The 25,856-nt window shown below is 68.7% G+C and carries 31 protein-coding genes and 1 tRNA gene; 15 read left to right on the top strand and 17 right to left on the bottom strand.

From position 1 onward, the window contains the following. The first annotated feature begins 20 nt into the window (after positions 1-20). Together HHUB_RS01325 and HHUB_RS01320 are read left to right on the top strand one after the other, a co-directional pair. On the top strand, positions 21-680 hold the full coding sequence (locus tag HHUB_RS01325) for an HVO_0476 family zinc finger protein (protein ID WP_059055496.1): 660 nt from the start codon (positions 21-23) through the stop codon (positions 678-680). Positions 681-698: 18 nt separating this feature from the next. Beyond that, a complete protein-coding gene (locus HHUB_RS01320; protein ID WP_059055494.1) occupies positions 699-1,358 on the top strand; it encodes a protein-L-isoaspartate(D-aspartate) O-methyltransferase in 660 nt (219 codons plus the stop codon). A gap of 46 nt (positions 1,359-1,404) precedes the next feature. Here HHUB_RS01320 and HHUB_RS01315 read toward each other — a convergent pair whose 3' ends face one another. From HHUB_RS01315 to HHUB_RS01305, 3 genes are read right to left on the bottom strand one after another with little or no spacing between them, the layout of a single operon-like run. Further along, the gene (locus HHUB_RS01315; RefSeq protein ID WP_059055491.1) at positions 1,405-2,373 is read right to left on the bottom strand and encodes an ROK family protein; all 969 of its coding nucleotides are present in this window, start codon (positions 2,371-2,373) and stop codon (positions 1,405-1,407) included. Between the two features lie 57 nt (positions 2,374-2,430). After that, positions 2,431-3,042, bottom strand: coding sequence for an AIM24 family protein (locus HHUB_RS01310; protein WP_059055490.1), 612 nt, complete (start codon positions 3,040-3,042; stop codon positions 2,431-2,433). A gap of 1 nt (position 3,043) precedes the next feature. Then, a complete protein-coding gene (locus tag HHUB_RS01305) occupies positions 3,044-3,496 on the bottom strand; it encodes a universal stress protein (RefSeq protein ID WP_059055488.1) in 453 nt (150 codons plus the stop codon). A gap of 60 nt (positions 3,497-3,556) precedes the next feature. Between HHUB_RS01305 and HHUB_RS01300 the strand changes: the two genes are divergently transcribed. Then, complete coding sequence (locus HHUB_RS01300; RefSeq protein ID WP_059055486.1) at positions 3,557-4,297, top strand: SDR family NAD(P)-dependent oxidoreductase; 741 nt, start codon at positions 3,557-3,559, stop codon at positions 4,295-4,297. Positions 4,298-4,555: 258 nt separating this feature from the next. On the opposite strand, the gene HHUB_RS01295 is transcribed toward HHUB_RS01300, so the two are convergent. Further along, a complete protein-coding gene (locus tag HHUB_RS01295) occupies positions 4,556-4,753 on the bottom strand; it encodes a hypothetical protein (protein WP_059055484.1) in 198 nt (65 codons plus the stop codon). 88 nt (positions 4,754-4,841) lie between these two features. On the opposite strand from HHUB_RS01295, the gene HHUB_RS01290 reads away from it, so the two are divergent. From HHUB_RS01290 to HHUB_RS01265, 6 genes are all read left to right on the top strand, one after another. Further along, complete coding sequence (locus HHUB_RS01290) at positions 4,842-5,312, top strand: YbaK/EbsC family protein (RefSeq protein WP_059055481.1); 471 nt, start codon at positions 4,842-4,844, stop codon at positions 5,310-5,312. A gap of 49 nt (positions 5,313-5,361) precedes the next feature. Continuing rightward, positions 5,362-6,300, top strand: a complete 939-nt coding sequence (locus tag HHUB_RS01285; protein ID WP_059055479.1) for an alpha/beta hydrolase — start codon at positions 5,362-5,364, stop codon at positions 6,298-6,300. Positions 6,301-6,630: 330 nt separating this feature from the next. Next, positions 6,631-7,365 (top strand): hypothetical protein, encoded by a 735-nt coding sequence (locus HHUB_RS01280; protein WP_059055477.1) that lies wholly within the window; start codon positions 6,631-6,633, stop codon positions 7,363-7,365. Between the two features lie 59 nt (positions 7,366-7,424). Next, on the top strand, positions 7,425-10,394 hold the full coding sequence (gene uvrA / locus HHUB_RS01275; protein ID WP_059055475.1) for an excinuclease ABC subunit UvrA: 2,970 nt from the start codon (positions 7,425-7,427) through the stop codon (positions 10,392-10,394). A 105-nt stretch (positions 10,395-10,499) separates the two neighbouring features. After that, positions 10,500-11,159, top strand: a complete 660-nt coding sequence (locus HHUB_RS01270) for a lactate utilization protein (protein WP_059055473.1) — start codon at positions 10,500-10,502, stop codon at positions 11,157-11,159. Positions 11,160-11,198: 39 nt separating this feature from the next. Beyond that, complete coding sequence (locus tag HHUB_RS01265) at positions 11,199-12,278, top strand: geranylgeranyl reductase family protein (protein ID WP_059055471.1); 1,080 nt, start codon at positions 11,199-11,201, stop codon at positions 12,276-12,278. Here HHUB_RS01265 and ygfZ read toward each other — a convergent pair whose 3' ends face one another. Continuing rightward, the gene (gene ygfZ / locus HHUB_RS01260) at positions 12,279-13,361 is read right to left on the bottom strand and encodes a CAF17-like 4Fe-4S cluster assembly/insertion protein YgfZ (protein ID WP_059055470.1); all 1,083 of its coding nucleotides are present in this window, start codon (positions 13,359-13,361) and stop codon (positions 12,279-12,281) included. A 48-nt stretch (positions 13,362-13,409) separates the two neighbouring features. Next, positions 13,410-13,703: a DUF6432 family protein gene (locus HHUB_RS01255; RefSeq protein WP_059055468.1), complete on the bottom strand. Its 294-nt coding sequence runs from the start codon at positions 13,701-13,703 to the stop codon at positions 13,410-13,412. 81 nt (positions 13,704-13,784) lie between these two features. On the opposite strand from HHUB_RS01255, the gene HHUB_RS01250 reads away from it, so the two are divergent. Both HHUB_RS01250 and HHUB_RS01245 read left to right on the top strand, forming a co-directional pair. Continuing rightward, positions 13,785-14,690, top strand: coding sequence for a DUF7093 family protein (locus HHUB_RS01250; RefSeq protein WP_059055466.1), 906 nt, complete (start codon positions 13,785-13,787; stop codon positions 14,688-14,690). A 37-nt stretch (positions 14,691-14,727) separates the two neighbouring features. Further along, positions 14,728-15,123, top strand: a complete 396-nt coding sequence (locus HHUB_RS01245; protein WP_059055464.1) for a DUF5611 family protein — start codon at positions 14,728-14,730, stop codon at positions 15,121-15,123. A gap of 57 nt (positions 15,124-15,180) precedes the next feature. Here the strand turns inward: HHUB_RS01245 and HHUB_RS01240 are convergent, their stop codons facing one another. Genes HHUB_RS01240 through HHUB_RS01225 form a run of 4 tightly spaced genes read right to left on the bottom strand, consistent with a single transcriptional unit; the run spans position 15,181 to position 17,418 of the window. After that, positions 15,181-15,537, bottom strand: coding sequence for a cell division protein SepF (locus tag HHUB_RS01240; protein ID WP_059055462.1), 357 nt, complete (start codon positions 15,535-15,537; stop codon positions 15,181-15,183). Positions 15,538-15,588: 51 nt separating this feature from the next. Continuing rightward, positions 15,589-15,924 (bottom strand): rhodanese-like domain-containing protein, encoded by a 336-nt coding sequence (locus tag HHUB_RS01235; protein ID WP_059055460.1) that lies wholly within the window; start codon positions 15,922-15,924, stop codon positions 15,589-15,591. Then, a complete protein-coding gene (locus HHUB_RS01230; protein ID WP_059055459.1) occupies positions 15,921-16,214 on the bottom strand; it encodes a sulfurtransferase TusA family protein in 294 nt (97 codons plus the stop codon). The genes HHUB_RS01235 and HHUB_RS01230 overlap by 4 nt, the downstream gene beginning before the upstream one ends. Before the next feature lie 34 nt (positions 16,215-16,248). Continuing rightward, on the bottom strand, positions 16,249-17,418 hold the full coding sequence (locus tag HHUB_RS01225) for a YeeE/YedE family protein (protein ID WP_059055457.1): 1,170 nt from the start codon (positions 17,416-17,418) through the stop codon (positions 16,249-16,251). Positions 17,419-17,658: 240 nt separating this feature from the next. Here HHUB_RS01225 and HHUB_RS01220 point away from each other — a divergent pair, with 240 nt between their 5' ends. Further along, positions 17,659-18,366, top strand: coding sequence for a DUF1028 domain-containing protein (locus tag HHUB_RS01220; protein ID WP_059055455.1), 708 nt, complete (start codon positions 17,659-17,661; stop codon positions 18,364-18,366). Positions 18,367-18,392: 26 nt separating this feature from the next. On the opposite strand, the gene HHUB_RS01215 is transcribed toward HHUB_RS01220, so the two are convergent. Further along, positions 18,393-18,872: an RNA-binding protein gene (locus HHUB_RS01215; protein ID WP_059055453.1), complete on the bottom strand. Its 480-nt coding sequence runs from the start codon at positions 18,870-18,872 to the stop codon at positions 18,393-18,395. 94 nt (positions 18,873-18,966) lie between these two features. On the opposite strand from HHUB_RS01215, the gene HHUB_RS01210 reads away from it, so the two are divergent. Together HHUB_RS01210 and HHUB_RS01205 are read left to right on the top strand one after the other, a co-directional pair. Next, positions 18,967-19,245 carry a DUF7562 family protein gene (locus HHUB_RS01210; protein WP_059055450.1) on the top strand — a complete coding sequence of 93 codons (279 nt, stop codon included), beginning with the start codon at positions 18,967-18,969 and terminating at the stop codon, positions 19,243-19,245. 43 nt (positions 19,246-19,288) lie between these two features. Further along, entirely contained in the window at positions 19,289-20,581 is a 1,293-nt protein-coding gene (locus HHUB_RS01205) for a ribonuclease catalytic domain-containing protein (RefSeq protein WP_059055448.1), read from the top strand. A 9-nt stretch (positions 20,582-20,590) separates the two neighbouring features. On the opposite strand, the gene HHUB_RS01200 is transcribed toward HHUB_RS01205, so the two are convergent. Continuing rightward, positions 20,591-21,622: a zinc metalloprotease gene (locus HHUB_RS01200; protein WP_059055446.1), complete on the bottom strand. Its 1,032-nt coding sequence runs from the start codon at positions 21,620-21,622 to the stop codon at positions 20,591-20,593. Between the two features lie 214 nt (positions 21,623-21,836). Between HHUB_RS01200 and HHUB_RS01195 the strand changes: the two genes are divergently transcribed. Next, entirely contained in the window at positions 21,837-22,247 is a 411-nt protein-coding gene (locus HHUB_RS01195; protein WP_059055444.1) for a hypothetical protein, read from the top strand. Positions 22,248-22,314: 67 nt separating this feature from the next. Here HHUB_RS01195 and HHUB_RS01190 read toward each other — a convergent pair. From HHUB_RS01190 to HHUB_RS01170, 5 genes are all read right to left on the bottom strand, one after another. Next, positions 22,315-22,386 (bottom strand) — tRNA-Ala (locus tag HHUB_RS01190). Between the two features lie 137 nt (positions 22,387-22,523). Next, a complete protein-coding gene (gene rpsJ, locus HHUB_RS01185; RefSeq protein WP_059055443.1) occupies positions 22,524-22,832 on the bottom strand; it encodes a 30S ribosomal protein S10 in 309 nt (102 codons plus the stop codon). 3 nt (positions 22,833-22,835) lie between these two features. After that, entirely contained in the window at positions 22,836-24,101 is a 1,266-nt protein-coding gene (gene tuf, locus HHUB_RS01180; protein WP_059055441.1) for a translation elongation factor EF-1 subunit alpha, read from the bottom strand. 141 nt (positions 24,102-24,242) lie between these two features. Next, positions 24,243-25,184 carry a homoserine dehydrogenase gene (locus HHUB_RS01175; protein ID WP_059055439.1) on the bottom strand — a complete coding sequence of 314 codons (942 nt, stop codon included), beginning with the start codon at positions 25,182-25,184 and terminating at the stop codon, positions 24,243-24,245. Beyond that, positions 25,181-25,702 carry a hypothetical protein gene (locus tag HHUB_RS01170; protein ID WP_059055436.1) on the bottom strand — a complete coding sequence of 174 codons (522 nt, stop codon included), beginning with the start codon at positions 25,700-25,702 and terminating at the stop codon, positions 25,181-25,183. Before HHUB_RS01170 ends, HHUB_RS01175 begins: the two co-directional genes overlap by 4 nt. Between the last annotated feature and the right edge of the window lie 154 nt (positions 25,703-25,856).

Below are 25,856 nucleotides of genomic sequence, written 5' to 3'. Positions count from 1 at the left end.
CGGGGCCGCTATACGCCACCATGAGCGAAAACGTCGGGGAGCACGTCCCCTTCGAGTGTCCGTCGTGTTCGCCGGACCTCGAAACCGTCCACGAGGTACTCACCACTGGTGGCGGGAACGCGACCGTGAAGTGTACCGACTGCGGCCACGTCCACAAGGAGCCCGTCGAGGAGGAGACCACCGTCAGCGTCGACGTCGTCGTCTCGCAGGACGGCGAGTCCTTCACGGGGACCGCGGAGTTCGACCCCGAGGAGACCGTCTACGAGGGCGACGAGTTCGTCGTCGAGACCGAGGCGGTCATCGCGCAGGTTCGCGTGACCAGCATCGAGGTCGGCCCGGAGGACCGCACGACGCGCGCGGACGCCGCCGACATCGACACGGTGTGGGCGCGCGACGTCGGCAACGTCAGCGTGGACGTCACCATCAACCCGAAGGAGGACAGCGAGGAGGGCAGCCGGAGCATCGAGGTCCACGTCCCCGGCGACTACGAGTTCGCGGTCGGCGAGACCGAGGAGTTCGGCGAGGAGGCGTTCACCGTCACGGGCATCCACGTCCGCGAGAACGCGATTGACAGCTACAAGTTCCCGAAGCTCGGCGACGAGGGCGACGTGGTGTTCGCGAAGGACGTCAAGCGCGTGTACGGCGACGACGAGACCAGCGGCGCCTGGTCCCCCTGGTAACCGACTGACTACGGAGCCATGACCGACGAGGAACCTGATTCTGACGACGAGTTCGCGAGCGAGCGCGACGACCTCGCGGACGCACTCGCCAAGCGGCCGAACGTCAGCGAGCGCGTCGCGGACGCGATTCGCGCGGTGCCGCGCCACGAGTTCGTGCCCGCAGACCAGCGGGACGCGGCGTACGACGACCGCCCGCTCCCAATCGGGGAGGGCCAGACCGTCAGCGCGCCACACGTCGTCGCCATCATGGCGGACGAACTGGACCTCCGCGAGGACGACCGCGTGCTCGAAGTCGGGACGGGCTGTGGCTACCACGCCGCCGTCACCGCCGAGCTCGTCGGCGCCGAGCACGTCTACTCAATCGAGTACGTCGAGGCGCTCGCCGAGCGAGCGCGCGAGAACCTCGCCCGCGCGGGCTACGGCGACGTGTCGGTCCGACACGGCGACGGCCACGACGGCTGGCCCGAGCACGCGCCCTACGACGCCGCGTACCTGACGTGTGCGGCGCCCGAGTTCCCGGACGCAGTCGTCAAGCAAGTGCGGAACGGCGGTCGGTTGGTCGGGCCGATTGGCGACGCCAGCCAGCGCCTCGTCCGCGCGGAGAAGAACGAGGACGGCGGGCTCGTGGAATCGGACGAAGGCCCCGTGCGGTTCGTGCGGATGCAGGGCGGCGAGTAGGACACTCCGAACACGATTCTCGGGAGAGAGCGGAAGTCAGAGAAGATTATCGCGTGCGTTCGCCGGTCCCACCAGTGATGGCAGAGGCGACCGCGCCGTGGAGCACGACGTCGTCGCCCAGCGACGTCAGCCGAATCTCGGGGACGTTGTTGAACACGCTCTCGTCGATGTACTCCCGGATGGGGGCAAGCACTTGGTCGGGGTTGTTGAGCGCGACGGCGCCGCCGACGTAGACCACAAGGGGCGCGTACGACTGCACGAGGTTCGTGACCCCCATCGCGTTCCAGAAGCCCACTTGGTCGACGACGTGGCTGGCGAACTCGTCGGTGCCGGCGTGCTCGAAAACGTGCTTCGCGGAGAAGTCGGCGTCGTCCAGCGGGAGTGCGGTCTCGACGCCGCGATCCTCCTCGGCGAGCATGCGGGCGTACTCGGGGATGTTGTTCCCCGAGCAGTACGCCTCCCAGTGGCCGTCGCGGCCACAGCCGCAGGTCCGGCGGCCCTGCGGGTCGACGAGCATGTGGCCGAGTTCGCCGGCGTTGCCGTCCCAGCCTTCTAGCACTTCGCCGTCGACGGCGACGCCCGCGCCGATGCCCGAGGAGATGGTGACGTACGCCATGTCGTCGGGGTTGCTGTCGGCGTGGAAGCGCTCGCCGATGACGCCCGCGACGGTGTCGTTGTGGAGGTGGACGCGCTCGGAGTCGATGAGGTTCGAAATCGGGCCGACGAGCGGGACCGTCCCCACGGAGTCCGGGAGGTTCGCGGGACCGTCGATGGTGCCCTCCGCGAGGTCCAGCGGGCCGATGCTGCCGATGCCGGCGGCCCGCACCTCGGCGGGGGTGACGCCGGCGTCCTCGCAGGCCGCGCGCACGGCGTCGAGGACGGCTTCCGTGACCTGAATCCCCGTCGGCCCGCGGGGCGTCGGCCGCTTGTCGGTGGCGAGGACGGTCGCGTCGTCGTTCGCGACGGCGGCGCGCAGGTTCGTCGCGCCGAGGTCAACGCCGACGTAGTACGGCATCTACCTCGAATGGAGGCGCCCCGGCACTTAACTGCACAGTTTTCACTCGCGGCCGCGTTAGTTCGTCGCGCCCGGCGCGGGCCGCGTCGCCGTCCAGACGGCCGCCGGCCCGCGAATCCGACAGACGGACGCGGCGTCCTCGACGGCGCCGACGCGCTCGACGGAGACCGCGGCGTCCGCGTCGAACGCGACGACGTTCGCGGCCGCGACCACGCGCTGCTCGCCGTCGGGGACGGTCACGCGCTCGACGCGCCCGCGGCCCGCGAGATACGCCGTGCCGTCCCCGGCGACAGTCGTGAGAAAGAGCCCGCTGCCGCGGGCGGGCGCGTCCCCCACGCGGTCGGCACCCACGCGGACGTCGCCGGTCGCCGCGACGAACGCCTCCCGCGTCGCCGCCACGCCCTCGCCGTCGAGGTCGGCGGCGACGACGCTGCCGTGGTGGGACGGCCCGAACCGCGCGGTCGTCGCCTCGTCGGCGGTCACGCGGACGGGCGTGCGCTGGCGCTGGCGCGCATTCGCGACCGACCGGAGCACGCCCTCGCGAGCGCGCTCGACGCGGAGCCGCCCGGCGTAGTCCACCAGCGACCCGGACGCCGCGAGCAAGGATTCTCCGCCGTCCAGTTCCACGACGAGCAGCCCGCCCGCGCCGTCCTCGACGGTCGCGTCCATCTCAGTGGTCGCTGCGCACGAACGTCACGGGACAGGGCGCCGACAGCAGCACGGTCTGGGCGGTGCTGCCGAAGACGGCCTTTCCGGTCGGCGAGCGCTTCCGCCCGCCGACTACCGCGATGTCGGCGTCCACGTCGTCCGCGAGTTCGACGATGCTCTCGCCGTGGCCGCCGACGTGTCCGCGCACGTCGTAGTCGACGCCGGCGTCGTCGAGCTGGTCGCCGAGGTCGCGAATGGTCGCGTGGCGGCGCGCCACGACGTCCGGCGTCACCTCGTCGTCCGGCCCGAAGCCGAGGCGGTCGGCTGTGTCCTCGTACTCCTCGCGCGTGAAGACGTGCGCGAGCGTCACCGTCGCGCCCGCCGGCCCGGCGATGTCCGTGGCGGTGCGCGCCATCGGCTCGATTCGCTCGTCGTCGCTCGGACCGACCGCGAGCAGCAGGTTCTGGATAGCCATGTCTCCGGCGTGTTCGGGCAACCCCATAAGAATATCCCGTGCGGTCGGCGAGTACGAGGCATGCTCGCTCCCGACCTGACCGACCGCACCGCGCTGGTCACCGGCGGCGCGAAGGGGCTCGGTCGCGCGCTCTGCCTGTCGCTGGCTGACTGCGGCGCCAGCGTCGCCGTCCACTACTACAGCAGCGACGCCGCCGCGCGCGAGACCGCCGCCGACGCCCGCGAACACGGTGCGCCGGCCGCCACAGCCGTGCAGGGCGACGTGACGAACCCGGAGGGCGTAGACGCCATCTTCGACGCCGCCGAAGCCGAACTGGGGACCGTGGACGTGCTCGTGAACAACGTCGGGGACTTCGCGCCCGCCCACTGGGAGGACGTCGACTTCGAGACGTGGAACCGCGTCCTCCACACGAACCTCACGGGGACGTACCTCTGCTCGAAGCGCGCGCTCGACGGGATGCGCGCCCGGCAGTGGGGTCGCATCGTCAACATCGGCTACGCCTCCTCGGAGAAGGGGCTGGTCTCCCCGCAGAACTTCCCGTACTTCGCCGCCAAGCAGGGCGTACTGATGTTCACGCGGATGCTCGCCGCCGACACCCAAGACGACAGCATCACCGTCAACGCCGTCTCCCCGTACGTCGTCGAGACCTCCGACGAGTTCCCCGAGGACGCCCCCCGCGGCCGCTGGGCCTCCACCGACGACGTCGCGCAGGCGGTCCGGTTCTTCTGCGACGAGGATTCGGACTACATCTCCGGGGAGAACGTCGAAGTCGATGGCGGGTGGCTGCCCGAGGACGTGTAACGGCGTCCGGCGTTCGCGAGCATCCGCGAGCGAAGCGAGCGGTTCGCTGCCGGAGTGGGGCGGAGCCCCGCGGAGGCAGGTGTTTTTAGCGTAGATTTTTGCGAGCCGAGCGAGACCGGCGGTCTCGCTGGCCGTGCGAACGGGCGCTTCGCGCCCGTGAGCAGAGAGCGGTGCGCGAGCGCAGCGAGCGCACCCGACGAAGTAAAAAGGTACGTGTATGGCGGGTGGCTGCCCGAGGACGTGTAGGCACCTTCTCGGTCACTCGTCGTCGCCGCTCCACGGGCCGACGCCGAAGACGTTCCCGAGCACCCAGCCGACGAGGAACGGCGTGACGACGGCCAGACACCCGAGTCCGACCCAGCGGGCGGGCGGCGGTCGCGTCGCGAGGTACGCCAGATAGGCCGTCCCGGCGACCGGGAGCAGGCGGGCGAGCACGGAGTTCGACTGCGGGGCCATACGATGACTACCGCGCTCGCACGGAAGAACCCACCCGGTTGCGCGGAGCGATACACCTTTACTCGCCCACTCAGTCACCGACTGTCGTATGCACGAGCGAGCCGCGGAGTTCGTCGAGCGGGCGCGCGAGGAGTACGACGTCGACGTGGACGTCCACGAGTTCGACGAGGGGACGAAGACGGCTGCCGACGCGGCCGACGCGGTCGGCTGCGACGTCGCACAAATCGCGTCCAGCATCGTCGTGGTCGCCGACGACGAGCCGGTGGTCGTCGTCACGAGCGGCGCGAACCGCGTGGACCTCGCGACGGTCGCGGTCTACCGGGACGCCAGCGACGCGCGCATGGCCGAAGCCGACGAGGTGAAGAAGGCGACGGGCTGGAGCATCGGCGGCGTGCCGCCCATCTGCCACGCGACGGACGTGCCGGTCCTGCTGGACGAGACGCTGCTCGACTACGACAAGGTGTGGGCGGCGGCCGGCACGCCGACCGCGGTCTGGCCAATCGAGCCCGAGCGCCTGCGAGACCTCGCGGGCGCGGAGGCCGTCGACATCGCGGAGTGAGGGCTGCCGGCAGCCCGGCTTTTTTGCTGCAGTCACGCGACTGTCACGTATGGACGAGCAACTGCATCCGCAGGCGCGGGCGGTGCTCGAACGCCGCGAGAAGCTCCCGGTGTCGCTGCGCACGCTCGGGGCGCGGCCGCTCCGGCTGCTGGAGCGCGCGTCGAGTTGGTGGCAGAACCGCAATCCTCCGGAGGTCGGGCGCGTCGTCGACCGCGCGATTCCCGGGCCCGCGGGCGACCTCCCGGTACGGCTCTACCGGCCCAAGGGCGACGGGCCGTTCCCGACGATCGTGTTCTACCACGGCGGCGGGTTCGTGCTCGGGAGCGTCGAGTCCCACGACCTGTTCTGCCGGCACCTCACGCGCGAGAGCGACTGCGTCGTGATGTCGGTAGACTACCGGCTCGCGCCCGAACACCCGTTCCCGGCGGCCGTCGAGGACGCGTACGCGGCGCTGGAGTGGGCCGCCGACAACCGCGACGCGCTCGCCGGCACGGGTGACCTCGCGGTCGTCGGTGACTCCGCGGGCGGGAACCTCGCGGCCGTCGTCTCGCTGATGGCCGCCGAGCGCGACGGCCCCGAGGTCGACTACCAGTACCTGCTGTACCCGGGCGTCGGCATCGAGGAAGACCAGGACTCCGTCCGCGAGCACGCCGGGAAGGTCCTCAGCGAGGACGACCTCTGGTGGTTCCGGGAGTGCTACTACGGCTCCGAGATTCACGAGCGCAACCCCTACGGCGACCCGACGAACGCCTGCGACCTCTCGGGGGTCGCGCCCGCGACCGTGCTCACGGCGGGCTTCGACCCGCTCCGGGACGGCGGCCGGCGGTACGCCGACCAGCTCGTCGCGGACGGCGTGCCGACGCGCCACGTCGAGTACGAGGGGATGATTCACGGGTTCGCGACGATGCTCTCGAACCCGGACCTCGACCGCGCGCACGACGCGGTCGCGGACGTCGCCGGCGACCTCCGCGAGGCGTTTGGTGACTAACTCGTACTGCTAACCTTCATCGAAGGCTTTACCGCCTCTCCCAGCCGATTTCACCGAATACAACCCTCATCAAGTAGCGTGCTGACTGACCTACTCAAGCCGAGAACGCTCCGTGAGCAATGCCGCAATCCGTCGGTCCGAGGACCGTTTTATACGCACCGTACGATGAACGGGCAAACGATAACTGGGTGGTCTCGAATACATCTGCCGATGAGCGCCCCGACAGTCGGTAGCGCTCTCGCAGCCCTCGCCACTCAGCTTGATCGCCGGCATTGTGACGCTCCTTGAGAGCGACTACACTACCGATTTGACCGGGGCACAGTCTCGGCTATGCAGTCGTCTCTCTACGTCGTCCCCAATGATTCGGCCACCGATCCCTTCCAAGAGTTCTGGGAGCCGATAGTTTCCGACGGGGAGTTCGTGGTCGTTCTCCCCCACCACGAGATCGAATATCTGAGAGACGACAAGAAGGAGTTAGACCACCAAGGAGCCCACGAGTTGCTCACAGAAATCGATAGTGAGTTCGACGACGTTGAGTTCTCATTCGTTTCGTCGGGCAACTTCGGCCCGTCGTACCACTCAAATCACATCATCTCGATTGCGGGGCCGGCACCGAACGATGTCACTTACGAACTCCTCTACCGGCCCGGAGTTCACTACAACTTCGAGAGAACGAAAACAGACACCGTGACGGGTACGCTGACCTCGACGGGAATCGGAGACCCATCACTCCGGCTCGACCCCGAGACGGTCTATGACCCGGTATCGGACGAGCGGCGAGTCGAATTCGATTACGGGCTTGTGACGCGAATGCCAAATCCCTACGACGACGAATACGTCGTTATCAACGTCGCTGGTGGCTTCGGTGAGGGAACGTGGGCCGGAACACAACTGCTGCGGCGTCGAGACGCCCTAGAATTCTTGATTCAGCAGGAGTGCGAGTTCTTTCAGGTAGTTTATGAGACTTCGGTGGATCGAACTGGCGAACCGAAGTCCACTCACTTCCTTGATTGCCACCCAGACTCTGCCCAGCGCCGCGAAACGTTCGTCGAACTATCTATGTAACCGTGTAAACCAACCGTGACCGACAGACCTTCAGCGGTTCGCGCGGTACTAGACGCTCAATGAGTGACGACTACATCGAGGTCCGCGGGGCCGAGGAGAACAACCTCGACGACCTCGACGTGACGATTCCACGCGAAGCGCTGAACGTGGTGACCGGCCTCTCCGGGTCGGGGAAGTCGTCGCTGGCCTTCCAGACCATCTACGCGGAGGGCCAGCGCCGCTACATCGAGAGCCTGTCGGCGTACGCCCGGAACTTCCTCGGGCAGATGGACAAGCCGCAGGTCGAGTCCGTCGAGGGGCTGTCGCCGGCCATCAGCATCGACCAGAAGAACGCCGCGAACAACCCCCGCTCGACCGTGGGGACGGTCACGGAACTCCACGACTACCTGCGCCTCCTCTATGCGCGCGTCGGCGTCCCGCACTGCCCGGAGTGCGGCCGCGAGGTCGGCGAGCAGTCCGCCCAGCAGATGGTGCGGCGCATCCTCGAACTCCCCGAGGGCACGAAGGCGAAAATCGCGGCGCCCGTCGTGCGCGACCAGAAGGGCGCCTTCGAGGAGCTCTTCGAGGAGCTCGTCAGCGAGGGGTACTCCCGGGTGGAGGTCGACGGCGAAGCCTACGACCTCGCGTACGACGACCCGGACCTCGACGAGAACTACGACCACACCATCGACGTCGTCGTGGACCGCGTCGCGGTCAGCGAGGACGCCCGCTCGCGCATCAACGACAGCGTCGAGACCGCCCTCGACGAGGCGGACGGCGTCCTGAAGGTCATCGTCCCGGACGCCGACGAGGACCTCGAACTCGGCGGCGCGACCGCGCGCTCGACGGGCGACCTCGCCGACGAGGACGACGAGGACCGCTTCGTCGTGGAGTTCAGCGAGGACCTCGCCTGTACGCACTGCGGCATCGACATCAGCGAAATCGAGACCCGCTCGTTCTCCTTCAACAGCCCGCACGGCGCGTGCCCGGAGTGTGAGGGCATCGGGAACACGAAGGAGGTCAGCGAAGACCTCGTCGTCGTCGACGAGAGCAAGCCCGTCAAGCACGTCTTCGAGGCGTGGAGCTACAACCGCTCGTACTACCAGACGCGCCTCGACTCGGTCGCCGAGCACTTCGGGATTAGCCTCGATACGCCGTTCGAGGAGTTGGACGAGGACGTCCAGCAGGCGTTCCTCTACGGCACCGACGAGGACGTCGTGTTCAAGCGGCAGACGAAGAACGGCACCCGCCGCAAGGAGAAGCCCTTCGAGGGCGTCATCCCGAACCTCGAACGCCGCTACGTCGAGACAGACTCCGAGAGCACCCGCGACCACATCGAGGAGTACATGTCCGTCACGACGTGCCCGGCGTGTGACGGCACGCGCCTCAAGCCCGAGTCCCGCGCGGTGCTCGTGGACGGCACGCCCATCACCGAAGTCAACCGGATGAGCATCGGGGACGCCCTCGACCACTTCGAGGGGATGGAGGACCACCTCGACGAGCGCGACCGCACCATCGCCGAGGAGATTCTCAAGGAGATTCGCGCGCGCCTCGGCTTCATGACCGAGGTCGGCCTCGACTACCTCACGCTCGACCGCGAAGCCTCCACCCTCTCGGGCGGGGAGAGCCAGCGCATCCGCCTCGCCACCCAGATTGGCTCCGGGCTCGTGGGCGTCCTGTACGTCCTCGACGAGCCGTCCATCGGCCTCCACCAGCGCGACAACGACCGCCTGCTGAACACCCTCGAAGAACTCCGCGACCTCGGGAACACGCTGGTCGTCGTCGAGCACGACGAGGAGACGATGCGGCGCGCGGACAACGTCGTGGACATGGGTCCCGGGCCGGGCCGCCACGGCGGCGAGGTCGTCGCGAACGGCGACGTCGAGGACCTGATGGCCGCCGAAGACTCCGTCACCGGGGACTACCTCGCGGGCCGCGAGCAGATTCCGGTGCCCGAGGAGCGCCGCGACTGGGAGGACACGCTCACCATCGAGGGCGCGCGCCAGCACAACCTCCGCGACCTCGACGTCGACCTCCCCATCGGCGCGTTCACCGCCATCACCGGCGTCTCGGGCTCCGGGAAGTCCACGCTGATGCACGACATCCTCTACAAGGGGCTGGCCCGCGAGATGAACGACAACACCTCCGTGGACCCCGGCGAGCACGACGCCATCGAGGGTATCGACAACGTCGAGACGGTGCGGCTCATCGACCAGTCACCTATCGGCCGCACGCCCCGCTCGAACCCCGCGACGTACACGGGCATCTTCGACTACATCCGCGAGAAGTTCGCCGAGACCAAGCTCGCGAAACAGCGCGGCTACGAGAAGGGGCGCTTCTCGTTCAACGTGAAGGGCGGGCGCTGTGAGGCCTGCGGCGGGCAGGGCACCCAGAAGATCGAGATGAACTTCCTCTCGGACGTCCACGTCCCCTGCGAGGAGTGCGGGGGCGCCCGCTACAACGACGAGACGCTGGACGTCACGTTCAAGGACGCGACCATCGCGGACGTCCTCGACATGAGCGTCGAGGAGGCCTACGACTTCTTCGAGGCGGACAGCCGGCTCGGCCGCCGCCTCAAACTGTTGATGGACGTCGGCCTCGACTACATGAAACTCGGCCAGCCGTCCACGACGCTCTCCGGCGGGGAAGCTCAGCGCGTCAAGCTCGCCGAAGAGCTCGGCAAGAAAGACTCCGGCGACACCCTCTACCTGCTGGATGAGCCCACCACGGGCCTGCACAGCGCCGACGAGCGCAAGCTCATCGAGGTGCTCCAGCGGCTCACCGACCGCGGCAACACCGTCGTCGTCATCGAACACGAACTGGACCTCGTGAAGAACGCCGACCACGTCGTCGACCTCGGCCCCGAGGGCGGCGAGCACGGCGGCGACCTCGTGGCCGCCGGCACCCCGGAGGAGGTCGCGCGCAACGACGACAGCCACACGGGACGGTACCTCCGCGACAAGCTCCCGCGCGTGGACTTGGAGGGGCCGCGCAGCGACCGCGAGAAGCCCGCCGCCGACGAGCAGGCCGCGCCGGCACAGGACGACTAGACCGCGCGGTAGCCCGGCGCGAACCCGGTGACACGCGGGTTACTCGTTTGGGCGCGACTCGCCGGTGCCCGCACCTTCTTTCCCGGCAAGCGACATCGTTTGGACGTGAGCCAGCAGAAATCCGACTACGTCGACGACGTCGACGTGGACGACGACTGGGACAGCCACCCGACCGACGAGGAACTCGACGCCGCCGTCGAGAACCTCGAAGCCAGCGGCTTCGACGTCGAAGTCGTCGCGGACGCCGACGAAGCGCTCGACGTGCTCGTCGACGAGATTCCGGCGGGTGCGTCCGTGATGAACGGCCACTCGACGACGCTCGAAGAAGTCGGGTTCGACGACTACCTCGACGACGGCGACCACGACTGGGAGAACCTCGCCGCGGAAATCTGGAGCATCGACGACGACGAGGAGCGCGACGCCGCGCGCCGCGACGCCCAGACCGCCGACTACTTCCTCGGCAGCGTCAACGGCATCGGCCGCGAGGACGGCGCGCTCGTCGCCGCCGACCTCTCCGGCAGCCGCGTCGGCGCGTACCCCTTCGCCGCGAAGAACCTCCTGCTGGTCGCCGGCGTGAACAAGGTCGTCGAGGACGTCGAGGCCGCCCGCGAGCGCCTCCACGAGTACGCCTACGAGTTCGAGAACCAGCGCGCCCAGGACGCCTACGGCGTCGAGAGTTACCCCTCCAAGGAGCTCATCTACCGCCAGGAGGGCACCGAGGGCCGCACGACGCTCGTGCTCGTCGAGAAGACGCTCGGATACTAAGCGAAGCCTCTTTTCGCGCTCGCGACGTACGCGACGGTAATGTACGACTTCGCGGTCGTCGGCATCGGCCCCGCTGGGGCGCGGTTCGCGCGCCGCGCGGCCGAACGCGGCTACGACGTGGTCGCCTTCGAGCAGGGCGAACTCGGGAAGCCGCTGGCGTGCTCGGGGCACGTCAGCCTCGACGTCTGGGAGTACGTTCCAGATGAAGCCCGCGAGGAGCTGTTCCAGAACGAGATTCGGGGGGCACGCTTCCACCTCGGCGGCGCCGACTCCGAAGCCTACCCCTTCTACAAGGACGAGGCCATCTCGAACGCCGTCGACCGCGTGCAGTTGGACAAGGTGCTGGCGGACGCCGCCCGGGACGCGGGCGCTGACGTCCGCGAGCAACACACCGTCACGGAGGTCGCGGAATTCAACGACCGCGTGGAACTCACTGTGCGCGGCCCCGAGGAGACGTTCGACGTGACCGCGAAGATGGTCGCCGGGAGCGACGGCCCGCGGTCCCGCGTGCGAGACGCGCTCGCCCTCCCGGAACCGGACGAGTTCCTGCACGGCGCGCTCGCGTTCGACCCTGAACCCGACCACGAGAACTTCGTGGACGTCCACCTCACCGTCCCGGAGTTCTTCGCGTGGCGCATCCCCCGCGGCGAGGGCGGCGTCGAGTACGGGCTGGCGGCCGCGCCCGGCGAGGACGTGCCCGCGCTGTTCGACGCGCTCGTCGAAGACTACGGCGTCGAAATCGAGCACCGCTGCTCGGGCGTCATCCCAATCGGCCCCCCGGACACCGTGACGAGCACGCGCGGGTTCCTGCTCGGTGACGCCGCCGGTCAGACGAAGCCGTTCACGGGCGGCGGCATCCTCTACGGGATGACGGCCGCGGACTGCGCCGCGCGCGAAATCGACCCCGACCGTCCGACGACGCTCACCGCCTACGAGAACGCGTGGCGCGACGAACTCGGCCGGGACATCCAACTCGGCCACCTCGTCCGCAAGGGGTACTCCGCGCCCCAGCCGCTGCAGCGCGCGGGGATGCGGCTGTTCGAGGGGGAAATCGGCGTCCACATGGACCAGCCGACGAGCCTCTTCTCCGCAGAACAGTTGCGGGCGCTACTCCGCTGACTACTCGTAGGTCGGGATGCGCGCCGAGCGCCCGGTACAGTCCACGAACGGCAGGTCCGTAATCTCTCCAGACGCGTCGCCGTCGTCGGTTGCGACGGTCACGTCGCCGCCCTCGACGTCGTAGTTCACTTCGGCGAACGCGATGGGTTCGTCGCGAAGCGGGCTGACGACCGCGCGCGTGACTTCGCCGACGTCGTCGCCATCCTGCGTGACTGTCGCGCCCGCCTCGGGGAGGTCCTCGGCGGTGAGGCCAACCAGCCGACTGCTGGGTCGGCCGCGGTTCTTCACCTTCGAGACGACCTCCTGCCCGACGAAACAGCCCTTCTCGTAGTCGACGGCGTTGTCGAGGCCGAGCACGTTCGGGACTCGGTCTTCCAGTTCCGTCTCGAACAGCGGCGTGCCGGCTTCCAGCGTGAGCGTCTCCCACGTCCGCCGGCCGAACGGCGTGGCGTTCAGTCCGCGGATGACCAGCGTCTCGAAGACCGGGTCAGCGTCGGCGGCCGCGCAGACGACGAGGTAGCCCTCCTCGCCCGCGAGGTCGTCGTCGCGGATGACCGTGACGCCCTCCTCCATCGCACCGCGCACGAACGTCAGCGGCTCCTCGGGCGGGCTCGCGCCGCCGAGCACGCTCGCAATCTTCTCCGTGGCCTTCGGGCCGTGCGCGCCGAACACGCCGAAGTCGTCGGTCGCGTACTCCACGTCCACGTCCTGCACGAACGTCCGCTCGCTCCACTCCTCGGCGATAGCCTCGCCCTCGCCGGCCGGGAAGAACACGAGCAGGCTGTCGCCGGTGGCGAACGCGTAGCAGTCCACGCGAATCCGGCCCTGCGGGTCCAACAGGAGCGCATAGACGCCCTCGCCGTCCTCGGTCGGGACGTGGTTGGTGACGGTGTCGTCGACGAACTCGTGGCGGTCCTCGCCCGTGACGACGACCACGTCGAAGGCGTGCTCGGTGACGCCGACGACGTTGCGCACCGCGCGGTGCGTGCGCTCCGGGCGGCCGTACTCCTCGGGGAGCGCGCGGCCCGCGACGTCACGGAACGACGCGCCGTGGTCCTCGTGGAGGTCCCTGACGACTGTCATTGTCCGTAGGTCGGGCGCTCGCGCGGGTAAACCCACCGGGTTCCTCCGCTACAGCCCGATGCGGCGCCGGAGTTCGTCCAGAATCGAGGCCTCCTCGGTCTCGTCGCCGTCCGGGAAGACGCGGTCGTCGGCCCGGAAGACGGTGCGGCCGTCGGTCTCCTCGGCGTCGATGAGGCCGTCGGCCTTCAGCGCGCCGAGCGCGTCCTCCAGGTCGTCGATGCTCGCGTCGACGTGCGAGCGCAACTCGAACAGCGTCATCCCCTCGCCCGGCCGGTCGACGAGCGCGTCGAGCACCGCCACCTCCGTCTCGGGACGGTCGCGGTACTCGGGTTTGACGTGCATACGCGGACCGACGGCAGCCGGCGCCTTAGCAGTATCCCCGAGCGGTAGTCTTTTGCCGCTGGCTCGGATACTGCCGTCCTAATGGGTCTCAGGTGCTCCCTGCTCGGACACGACTACGGCGAGGCGTTCGTCGAGCGGGACCGCGAGGAGCGCGGCGACGAAGTGGTCGTGACCGAACGCGAGCTCAAGGAGTGCGCGCGATGCGGCTCCGAGAAGGTCACCACGGAGAACACGGAAGTCCGGTCGCTGGAGCCACAGCGCCGCGACAACGGCGACGCGACCGCGGAGCCGGAGCCGACCGAGGAGCCGGCCGGCGAACCCGCGGCCACCGCCGACGACGGCGCCGCCGAGGGCGCGTTCACGTCTGCCTCGGACGCCATCGAGCAGGCCGAAGTCGGGATGGAGACCGACGACGCGCTGGCGGGCGAGCCAGACGAGGACGACGCGGTCATCCTCGACGACGACGCCGACGCCAGCGACGAGCCGGGGAGCGACCAGTGGGACGAGCCCGCCGAACCGGAAGCCGACCCCGACCCCGAGCCCGTCGAGGACGACGCGGAAGTCGTCGACGCCGGCCCGAGCAGCGACCCCGACTCGGGCGCGCAGACCGAGTACGTCGAGCAGTCCCAATCCCAGCCCGAGGCGGAGTCGGCGTCGACGCTCGACCGCGACCGCGGCGAGTGGCCGGACACCGACGGCGAGGACGAGGGCTTCGACGCGACCGAGACCGCGGACGCCGACGCGGAAGTGAGCGCCACCGAGACCGACGAGTCGACGTTCGAGTTCGGCGCCGAGGACGGCGCCGTCGAGGCCGACACCGGGTTCACGAGCGCGGGACCGGTGGAGACCAACGAGGCCGCCGACGAGCTGGACTTCGCGCTGTACTGTCCGGAGTGTGGCTTCGAGCGCTACGCCGCCGGCTCCAGCCTGCGCGCCGGCGACATCTGCCCGGAGTGCCAGCGCGGCTACCTGGCCGAAGACCGGTGACGAAGCCGTTAAACCCCTCGCTGTCCTTCTCGCGTTCATGAAGGAGTACAAGATGCGACGCGGCGAGTACCTCGAAGAGCGGATGCCCGACCTCCTCTCGGAGGTCGAGGACTACTTCGGCGAGGTCACGGACACCGAGGAGTTCAAGGGCAGCGACCTCTACGTCGTCGAGGACCCCGACAACCCGGTCTTCGAGCGCGTCACAGCCGGCGCCGTCGAATACTCCGGGAAGAAGGACAAGCTCGCCGTCGACTTCGAGGAGCGCCCCGCCGAGGAAGTCATCGCGGACGGCGACGCCGAGGCCGCCGCCGACGCCGTGGACGCGAAAAACGACTTCCTGCTGGAAGCGACCGGCCGGGACGCCAAGTCCCGCCGCGACTCGATGAAGCGCGCCGTCGAGGACGACGCCGACGCGCCCGACGACGTCGCGTAAGTCAGTCAGCGTCGTTCGTTCGCGACACTCCTCCGTTTTCTCGCCGCCAGCGCCGTCTCAGCGCCGGTTGAGTTTCGTGCGGCTGATGGCGAGCCCGTTCGGCACGACGATGATTTGGTCGTCGCCCTTCTGGACGATGTCGCCGCCGACCTCCTGGGCGACCTGCCGGAGTTCGTCGACGACGTGTTCGACCGTGCGGTCCTCCGTGCGGAGCCGCGTGATGTCCGCGATGACGACGTCGCCGTCGTAGACGGCGTCCTTGATGGCGATGACGTCTTCCTGCCCGTCGATTTCCGCGATGTGGACGGTGACGCTCGCTTCGCCGCCGTCGGTGTCGAAGTCGTCGACGTCTAGTTCGACGTAATCCTCGGTGGAACTCCCGCTCCCGCCGAGAATCTTGTCCATGAAGCCCATGGCGGAAAGAGGGGTTCGCCGCGGGCATAGTTCTTGCGTCAGACGCGCCGGCTAGTCGGCGTTCGCCAGCGGTTCGACGGCCTCCTCCCACGCCTCGTAGCCGCCGTCCATGCTCGCGACCTCGTCGGCGTTCCCGTACTCCTCGACGAGGCGCGCGGCCTGCACCGAGGTCTGGCCGACGTAGCAGTAGACGACGACCTCGTCGCTCCAGTCGCGCTCGGCGACCACGTCCTCGAGCTCTTCGACGGTGAGGTGTTCGGCGCCCGGGAGGTGGCCGTCCTCGTAGGCGTCGGTCTCGCGGATGTCCACGAGGTCGAAGTCGTCGTCGCCGGTAGCGAGGCGCTCGCGGACCGTCTCGGGGTCGATCGTGTCGACGTCCTCGCTCATTGCTTCTCCAGGTAGATGCGGTAGACGCCGTCGCCGCTGCGCCACACGCGGGCGTCGGCGTCGTCGCCGACGGCGCGCGGGACGTTCTCCGTGCAGGGCACGTGGTCGGTCTCCTGCACGAGCAGGTCGCCCTCGTCGAGGTTTTGGAGGCCTTTCTTCGCCTCGACCTGCGGGTACGGACAGACTTCGCCCATCATATCCTGCACTTCGTCGGCCTGCTCGAACAGCGATTCGGCTTCTTCGTCGGACAGTTCATCGGGTGCGTCGGTGACGTCGTCGATGGATGGCATTGGTGTGTAGTGTGGTGGTCAGTTGGCGGGCGGTTCAGATTGCGCAGCCGACTTCGCGGTAGATCCAGTGGGTCATCACGTAGACGCCGAGCACGATGCCCGCCGCCGCGATAAAGGAGTGGACCGACAGCTCCGCGATGCCAGAGTAGATGTTCCCGATGTTACAGCCGGGGGCGAGCCGGGAGCCGGCGCCCATCAGGAAGCCGCCGACGACCGCGTTCGGGAGGCGGCGGCGCTTCGGCACGCGAATCGAGAAGTCGCCGCTCCACGCGGCCGCGAGGCCGGCGCCGAGGATGACGAACCCGATCATCACCATGTCGGTGGTGACGCCGACGCCCGCGCCGCGGAAGAGGACGGCACCCCAGTACTCGAAGCTCCCGGCGTCGACGCCGACCTGCGAGAGCAGGTAGCCCGTCCAGCGGGCTTCCGGCCCGGTGACGCCGACGATGGAGACCTGCGTGAACCAGAGGACGGCGACCGCGGTGATGCCGAGCGCGGCGGTCCGCGGGTCCCACGGGCGCTTGCTGGACGCCAGCGGCGTCCGCCACGCTTCGAACAGCCCGGCGAAGTACTGGCGGGTGCCGCGGACGAACTGGCGAGCGCCGACGGCGGGCGCGAGCAGCACCGACGGCTGTGCGGACGCGACGGTCGCGCGCTCCTCGGGGTCGCCCTTCGTCGCGCCGCGGCCGACCAGCGTCGCGTACACGACGGTGACGCCGGCGGCGACCAGCAGCGCGAGCAGCCCCGCGGGAATCGGCGAGATAGTGAAGAGGCTGACGCCCTCGCCGAACTGCAGGGGGCCGAAGTACGTGCTCTGGAGCGTCGGGAACGCGACGGTGAACACCGCGTAGCCGACGCCCATGAACGCGAGCGTGAGCCAGAACTGGAGGTACCCCTCGCCGGCGCGGTACAGCGTGCCGCTGGCGCAGCCGCCGGCGTAGGTCATCCCGATGCCGAAGATGAAGCCGCCGACGAGGCCGGTGAGCCCCCACGCCGGCGTCCAGAACCCCTGATAGTACCCTAGCTGGTAGGCGATGCCCCAGAACACCATCGTGAGGAGGGTCGCCGCGAGCACGCCCTTCGTCACCCGGGAGTCCTTGTACGCGAAGAAGTCCCGGAAGGCGTTCACGAAGCAGAACCGGCCCTTCTGGAGGAACGCGCCGAGGCCGAGTCCGACGACCGCTGCCACGACCAGATTGTTCACGGTGTCTCACGTCCACGCCCTCGGCGAAGTTAACGGGCGCCGAATCGGGAAGCGCTGCCCGGGCGCGGGACACACCGAAAACGACGAAAGAGCGGCTGTAGCTCCCCGTTCCCCCGGATACTGGAGGTCCACTCGAACGGGAGCGACCGAGACGCCGGCAAGTACCACGGCTTTCGGGTCGCCGTCGGGCGGACTGCCGGAGTACCGGGGCTTATTTCGCCGGGCAGACACGGTTCGAGCGTGACCTTCAGCATCTGCGTTCGCGAACCCTACGAGGACGACGACGGCGACCAGCAGTACCGGTTCGGCGTCGCCATCACCACGCGGCTGCCCGCGGTCGGCGTGCCGTGCCCGCACGTCAACGAGCACGGCGCGGTCGCCACGCAGAGCCTCACGAACGAGCGCCTCGGGTCGAAGGGCATCGAGTACCTCGCGGACGGCCTCGGCATCGAGGACGCACTGCAAGGCCTGCTGAACGCCGACGACGGCAGCGCGAGCCGCCAACTCCACGGCGTCTCCCGGGACGGCGAGTTCACGTTCTCCGGCGACGAGTGCAACGGCTGGTACGGTCACACCAGCGGCGAGAACTACACCGTCGCGGGCAACCTCCTCACCGGGGAGGCGGTCGTCGAGCGCACCGCCGAGCAGTACGAGGACCTCGCGTTCGGCGACGAACCGCTCGCGAAACGCCTCATCGACGCGCTCGGCGCGGGGCAGGCCGCCGGCGGCGACAAGCGCGAGGACCTCACGATTCAGAGCGCGGCCGTCAACGTCGTCGACACCGGCGAGGACGAGCGCGCGTACTACGACAACCTGCGCGTGGACGCCAGCGAGGACCCCATCGTGGACCTCCGCGAGACCTACCGGCTCGCCAAGCAGGGCTACGAGGACGCGCTCGAACGCTACGAGGAAAGCGAGGACGAAGACGGAGCGGACGACGAGGAATAGACGGCAGCGAAGCGGGCGACGCGTCGCTAGACAGTGAACTCGTAGAGTTCGTCGCCGACGTGGTGGAGGTTCTGGACGACCTTCCCGGAGTCGCCGACCATGTCGTCGCCGCTCGTGAGCGCGCGGCCGACCGCCAGCGCCTTCCCGTGGTTCTCCTCCTCGACGACGACGAGGTCGCCCTCCTCGATGCCCGCCTCGGCCTCGGTGATGCCGGGGCGCATGATGTCGGCGCCGTCGCTGACGAACGAGATGGCGCCCGAGTCGACGGTGACGACGCCGGTGGACGGGTCGAACTCGTTGGCGCCCTGCACGGTGACGAACGGCTCGCCCTCCGGGTACCAGACGAGCGGGTCGCCGTCAACAAGGACGACGTCGAAGTCCTCGTCGGCGATCTCCACGAGTTCGAACGACTCGGCGTCCAGTTCGACGCTCAGTCCCTCCCGGAGCGCGTCGGCGATTTCGCGCACGGCGTCGCTCCGCAGGTGGTGACGAGAGGACACTTCCATACCGTGGGTTCGGGCGGCTCCACGCTTAAAACCGCCGCTCCGTCGCGGCTCGCGCGGCCAAACCGCTAAGTGCGCGGCCGAGCAACCACCGCGTATGCTGGGCTCCGGGGACGAGTCCGTCTCCTGTATCGCCTGCGGGGCGTCGGTGCCCCGCGAGGACGCCCGCGAGTACGACAAGCACGGCGACCGCTGGGACCGCGACGGCAAGCGCTTCGAGTACCTCTGCAAGCCGTGCTTCCGCGGCCTCGCCAAGCAGCCCCGCCGCGGCCTCGAAGCCCGCCTCGAAGCCGCCGGCGCGGGCCGCGTCGACGACGCCGAGTTCGTCGCCCGGTTCCTCGACGCCGCCAGCGAGGAACAGCCGGGCCGAGAGTAGCCGTGGCGACACGCCTAACTGCGGGTGCCGGCTACACTGTAGTATGTCAAACGACGCAGAGGCGGCTCCGGGCTCTATCGAGGACCAGGGCCCCGTGGAGATCTCCCCGGAGCTCGCCCGACAGATAGAGAACAAGCGCGACGACCTCCTGGAGAAGTTCGAACTCTACGACGGCTTCGCGCCCGAGGTCATCGAGGAAGCGGAGGAGCGCGTCGAGGACGTGCAGGCCGAGATTCAGGACGAGGTCGACGAGCGCGCGGACATGCGCCCGCTCCCGACGTGGACGACCGACCCCGTGGACGCCCAAGACTTCGACGACGCCATCAGCGTCCTCGAACGCGACGAGGAGTACGTCGTCTGGGTGCACATCGCCGACGTCACCCACTACGTCCATCCCGGCTCGGAGATGTGGGACGCCGCGATGGAGCGCGGGAACACCATCTACCTCCCCGGCTACACCATCCACATGCTCCCGCCGGTGCTCGCCGAAACGGTCTGCTCGCTGGTCCCCAACGAGGACCGCCTCGCGCACACCGTCGAGATGCACCTCGACAAGGACGACCTCTCCTACCGCAACATCGAGATTTACAAGTCCGTCATCCACAGCGACGAGCGCCTGACGTACAAGGAGACCGAGGAACGCCTCGACGACGAGGACGCGCCGCTGCACGACGAAATCTCGCTCGTGTTCGAGCTCGCCGACCAGATGCACGAACAGCGCAAGGAGGAGGGCAGCCTCGTGTTGAATCCGCGCCGCGACCGCGCGCACACCATCATCGAGGAGTGCATGCTGAAGGCGAACAAGGCGGTCACCCACGAGCTCATGTGGGACCGCGGCGTCGAGGCGATGTACCGCGTCCACCCCCAGCCGTCCCCGGACGAGTGGGACGACGCGCTCCGCGAGATTCAGGAGCTGGACGGCGTCTCCATCCCCGGCGACTCCTGGGACGACCCCCGGAAGGCCGTCAACGCCACCTTAGAGCAGGCCCCGGAGCGCCAGCTCGGGAAGATTCAGTGGGCGGTGATGAAGGTGATGCCCCGCGCCCGCTACATGAACGACCCGTTCGGCGGCCACCACGCCCTGAACTTCGAGATTTACGGTCACTTCACCAGCCCTATCCGCCGGATGAGCGACCTCGTCAACCACTGGATCGTCTACCAGAACGACGTCCCCGAGAACCTCGTGGAGCTCTGTGACCACGCCAGCGACCAGCAGCAAGCCGGCGAGTCCGCCGAGCGCGAGTACCGCGACTTCCTCGAAGAGGTCGGCCTCGACCCCGACGCCGTGAACAACCGCGGCGTCGAGGTTGTTGACGAAGAAGAAACAGCCGAATAACTCGCGTTTTCACCACGAGTCCGCGGGCGGGTGCTCGCTCGACCGGAACGGACTGGGGACGCCGTTCGTCCACAGCGACTTCCCCAGCCAGTAGCCCGCGTGCCAGCCGGCGCGGTCGTGGCCGTCGGGCGCGACGGCGATGCGGACGTCTGTGTAGTACTCCGGCACGCCGTCGTCGTCGACGTCCGGACCGTCCCAGTGCGCACAGGACGAATCGACGCCGACCGCCTCACAGTCCACGGATTCCCGTAACGCCACGACGACGTCCGCGTCCCCGGGGTCGTCGACCAGTTCGAACGCCGGCGGGGACGCGACAGTGCCGTCGGCCCCGCGCTCGTAGTACCCGAGCGCGGCCCGGACGCGCTCGCGAGCCGCAGCCGTCGCCGTCGTCTCCGAGACGACCGCAGCCTGCAGCGTCTCCGACCCCCACGAGTACGTCCGCGCGGCCGCGTCCGCGACGTCGCTGTCCACGCGCGCGGAGAGGTTCGGCGCCATCACGTCCCCCGGCCCCTCGCCGTGGCGGAAGCCGAGCACGTGGCCGAGCTCGTGTTTCAGGACCGCGCGCGTCGTCGCCGGCGCGTGTCCCGCCCGCACCTGCACGGTCACCTCGCCGGTCACCGTCGCGTTCGCCGGCACGACCGGCGCGCACCCGAGCGCGACGTCGTCCTCGTGAACGCGGCACCGCTCGACGGCCGGAACGACCTCCACGCGAACGTCCGCCGACGCGTTCCCCGCCGCGAGTTCGAACGCCGGCCGATAGTGGTCGCCCGGATAGACGGCGTGCTCCCAGAACGCCAGCGCCTCCTCGACGGCCGGGCGAACGTCCGACACGACGCCCGTGTGGTCGTCCACGACGACCGTAATCGGCCCCGACCCCCACGGGCTCGACTCCCGGTCAGCGATCCGGTCGGGCACCGTGAACGGCGCGTCCGGCGCCGACTCCACCGTGCTCGTCGGTCCGACGGCCGTCGGCTCGCCGGTCAGACAGCCCGCTGTGACGACGAGCGCGAGCACCGCGACCACCGACAGGACGCGCGCCATCGTCCCCAAACTGTCGCGTTCCCCGCATTAACGTACCGTTCGTGTGCACACTGTACAGCCGGAAAACGGGCGAGTGACCGCTTCGTCGTGAGCTCGTCGGCGCACTCTCGGCCTGCAGCCGTCTCGGGAGCGGGCTGACCGGCATCGTCACCCGCCCCACGCAAACTAGTCAACTAGCCAAAAAGAGGAACCGTGCGGAGGCCAGTCTCCATCCATGAGCGAGCGACGCCACCGAGCGCTCCACCGGTTCGTCGAAGAGCGCGCGAGCGACTCGTACCGGTCGGCGTTCTACTACGAGGGCGACGACTGGGAGACGTTGTACGTTCGCGACGACGTGGCGACCAACCGCCTCCGACACGAACTCCCCGACCTCGTCGAGCGCGCGCGATCCAACCAGCCGTTGCTCCGCGAAGACGACTACCCGCCGCTCGGGGAGCTCGGCGCGACGACAGAAGTCCACGAGGACGGCGCTATCCTCCACTTCCCGGAAGGACCAGACGAGGGCACCATCATCTCGCTGGACCGTGACGTCGCCCACCGGCTCACCGGCTTCGTCACAGAAGCGATGTCTATTCTCCAGACCGGCGAACTGACGGCGTACCAAGCGGCCACGGTCGACGACTGACGACGAACGGTCGCTGGTTTCGACGGAAGCGACAGGGCTGTCGCTTCGCGGTCGAAGTTCGGAGAAGTGGACTCGCTGGGATTTGAACCCAGGGCCTCTTCCTTGCGAAGGAAGCGATCTACCCCTGATCTACGAGCCCGCACCCGATTGAAGTCGACGGACGTATTTCAGACTTCTGTTTCGCGGCCCACCAGTGAACGACTCACGCACGGCGCGCGGCTCGTTCAGCGGGCGCTACGCGCCGTGAATAAGTGAGAAGGACGCGTGTCGCCCGCGTCAGTCTTCGAGAACGATCTCGATGCTGACTTCGTTGGGCACCTGAATCCGCATCAGCTGGCGGAGCGCGCGTTCGTCCGCATCGATGTCGATGAGACGCTTGTGGACGCGCATCTCCCAGTGCTCCCACGTGGCCGTCCCTTCGCCGTCGGGGGACTTCCGCGAGGGGACTTCGAGGGTCTTCGTCGGGAGCGGGACCGGCCCACTGAGCTTCACGCCGGTCTTGTCCGCGATTTCCCGGACGTCGTCGCAGATGTCGTCGAGGTCGTCGGGATTGACGCCGGCGAGACGAACGCGTGCCTGCTGCATGGATTAGGCTTCGTTGACGTCCAGGACCTTGCCGGCGGCGATGGTCTGACCCATGTCGCGGACGGCGAACGAGCCCAGCTCCGGAATCTCGGAGGACGGCTCGATGCTGAGGGGCTTCTGCGGGCGCACGGTGACGACCGCAGCGTCGCCGGACTGGATGAAGTCCGGGTTCTCCTCCTGGGTCTCGCCCGAGGAGGGGTCCATCTTCTTGTCGATGGACTCGATGGTACACGCGACCTGCGCCGTGTGGGCGTGGAAGACCGGCGTGTAGCCCGCCGTGATGACCGAGGGGTGCTGCATCACGACGATCTGCGCCGTGAACGTCTCGGCGACGCTCGGCGGGTCGTCGGCGGGACCACAGACGTCACCGCGACGGATGTCGTCCTTGCCGATGCCGCGGACGTTGAACCCGACGTTGTCACCGGGCTCGGCCTTGGGCACCTCTTCGTGGTGCATCTCGATGGTCTTGACCTCGCCACCGACGTCAGACGGCTGGAAGCTGACGTTGTCGCCCGTGTTCATCACACCGGTCTCGATACGTCCGACGGGGACGGTACCGATGCCGGAGATGGTGTAGACGTCCTGGATGGGCAGACGGAGGTCGGTGTCCGTCGGCGGGGACGGCTCGGGGAGGTCGTTGAGGGCCTCCAGCAGCGTCGGGCCGTCGTACCAGGGGGTGTTGTCGGAGTGGTCGGCGACGTTGTCGCCCTCGAAGGCGGACGTCGCGATGAACGAGGCGTCCTCGGTCGCGAAGCCGACCTGACCGAACAGGTCCTTGACGTCGGAGACGACCTGGTTGTATTTGGACTCGTCGTAGTCGACGATGTCCATCTTGTTGACAGCGACGATGAGTTCGTCGATGCCGAGCGTCCGCGAGAGGAACACGTGCTCGCGGGTCTGGGGCGCGACACCGTCGTCGGCGGCGACGACGAGGACGGCGTTGTCCGCCTGGGACGCACCCGTAATCATGTTCTTCACGAAGTCGCGGTGACCAGGACAGTCGACGATAGTGAACTCGTACTCGTCGGTGCTGAATTCCTGGTGGGCGATGTCGATGGTGACCCCGCGCTCACGCTCTTCGGCGAGGTTGTCCATGACGTAGGCGAACTCGAATCCGCCCTTGCCCTTCTCCTCGGCTTCTTCTTTGTGCTGTTCGATGACGTGCTCGGGAACGCTCCCCGTTTCGTAGAGGAGGCGCCCGACCATCGTGCTCTTGCCGTGGTCGACGTGGCCAATGACGGCCAGGTTCTGGTGTCGTTCGTCGCTCATTGTCTAGTATCGCGCGAAAGGCGCGCTCTGTGGGAATCATTCGGCAGTTCGCACTAAAACCATTTCGGTACGCACTCAGCACCACCCGCCCGCCGTCTCGGGGTTTGTGGCAACACGCCACACGACCCCGGCGGGTTCGCGCTACGAGAGCCGGTCGACGTCGCTCAACACCGCGGTCGCCGTCTCGGGGCCGCCCGCCCCCCGCCCGGAGAGGTTCAGGCGGCCGGCGTGCTCGGTCTCCAGCTGGACGATGTTCATCGTCCCGGACACCGCCAGCGTGTGATTCTCGGGGACGAGCCGCGGGCCCACGCGGGCGCCGTCCTCGGTGACTTCCCCGATGAGCCGGACCGTCCGGCCGTCCTCGGCGGCGAGCTCCAGCGCCGACGGCGGCACGTCCGTGATGCCCTCGACGTCCACGTCCTCCAGAGAGTAGCCGCCGCCGTGGATGACGTTCGCGAGAATCGCGCACTTCAGCGCGGCGTCGGTCCCCTCCACGTCGAACGTCGGGTCGGCTTCCGCGACGCCGAGGTCCTGGGCCTCCGCGAGCACGTGCTCGTAGTCGAGGCCGTCCGTGGCCATCCGCGTCAGGATGAAGTTCGCCGTGCCGTTGAGCACGCCCCGCGCGGCGGTGACGCGCTCGGCGCCGACGCCGTCGATGGTCGACAGCGCGGGGATGGCGCCCGCGACGGTCGCCTCGAAGCGAATCGACCCGTCGCTGTCGGCCTCCAGTTCGCGGAGGTCGTCGTAGCGCTCGGCGACCGGGCCCTTGTTCGCGAGGACGGCGTGGCGGTCGGCCTCCAGCGCCGCGCGCACGTGCTCGAAGCCCGGGTGGGCGTCGCCGAGCGTCGTCGGCGTCGCCTCCACGAGCGCGTCGTACTCCGCACCGAGCGCGTCCGCCGGGTCGCCTTCGCCGACGCGCCCGACGTCGTCCTTGTGGGCGAGCGCCGCGTCGACGTCGATGCCGTCGGGGTTGACGGCGGCGCTCGCGGAGTCTGCGAACGCCGTCACCGTGTGGCCGTACTCGCCGGCGAGCTCCGCGACCGACCGGCCGACGTCGCCGGCGCCCATCACGGCCAGTCTCATAGTTCCCCCACGAGCGGCTCCACGACGGAGAGGTCTTTCTGCGCCGCGACGTCCCGGACCTGTTCGAGCGCGCGCTCCGTGCTCCCGGACTCGATGGCCAGCCGGACGCGCGCGCTGGAGACGCCCTCCGTGCCCTTCTCGGTGGTCAGCGAGAAGTCCGCGACCGTCGCGCTCCCACACTCCTCGAGTGCCGCGAGCGTATCGGAGAGGTCAGTGTCCACGAGGTCCCCGACCAGCAGGACGCTGACGGCCTCGCCGTACCGCTCGGAGTCCGCCTGGATGATGGTGACGCCGGCGTCCCGGAGCGCGTCCACGATGTGCTCGAAGCGCTCGGGCGAACACTCCAGGTCGACCTCCACGGGGATGTAGCCGCGGGGCGTCAGCGACCCGCGCTCGTGGAAGATCGAGAGGAGGTTGCCGCCGTTCTCCGCGATGGGGGAGAGCGCGCTCAACAGCTCGCCGGGCTCGTCGACGAGCTCCAGGCGGAGCGTGTGCGCGCGGTCGTCGGCCTCACTCATCGTCTCCCCCCGCTGGCGACGCCCCGGCTGTTGTTGTCGGCTGCGAGCGCGAGTGCTGTCGCTCCGTGCCGATACCACGCCGGGCGCGTCTGCCTGCGTGCATACACTCTCACTCGGGGTCGTTCGCGCTATAAGCCTTCGGCCCGCACAAATC

The sequence above is a fragment of the Halobacterium hubeiense genome, assembly GCF_001488575.1.
GTDB lineage: Archaea > Halobacteriota > Halobacteria > Halobacteriales > Halobacteriaceae > Halobacterium > Halobacterium hubeiense.
The sequence above is the reverse complement of the archived record's forward strand: the minus strand, read 5'-3'. Positions and strand labels throughout refer to the sequence as shown.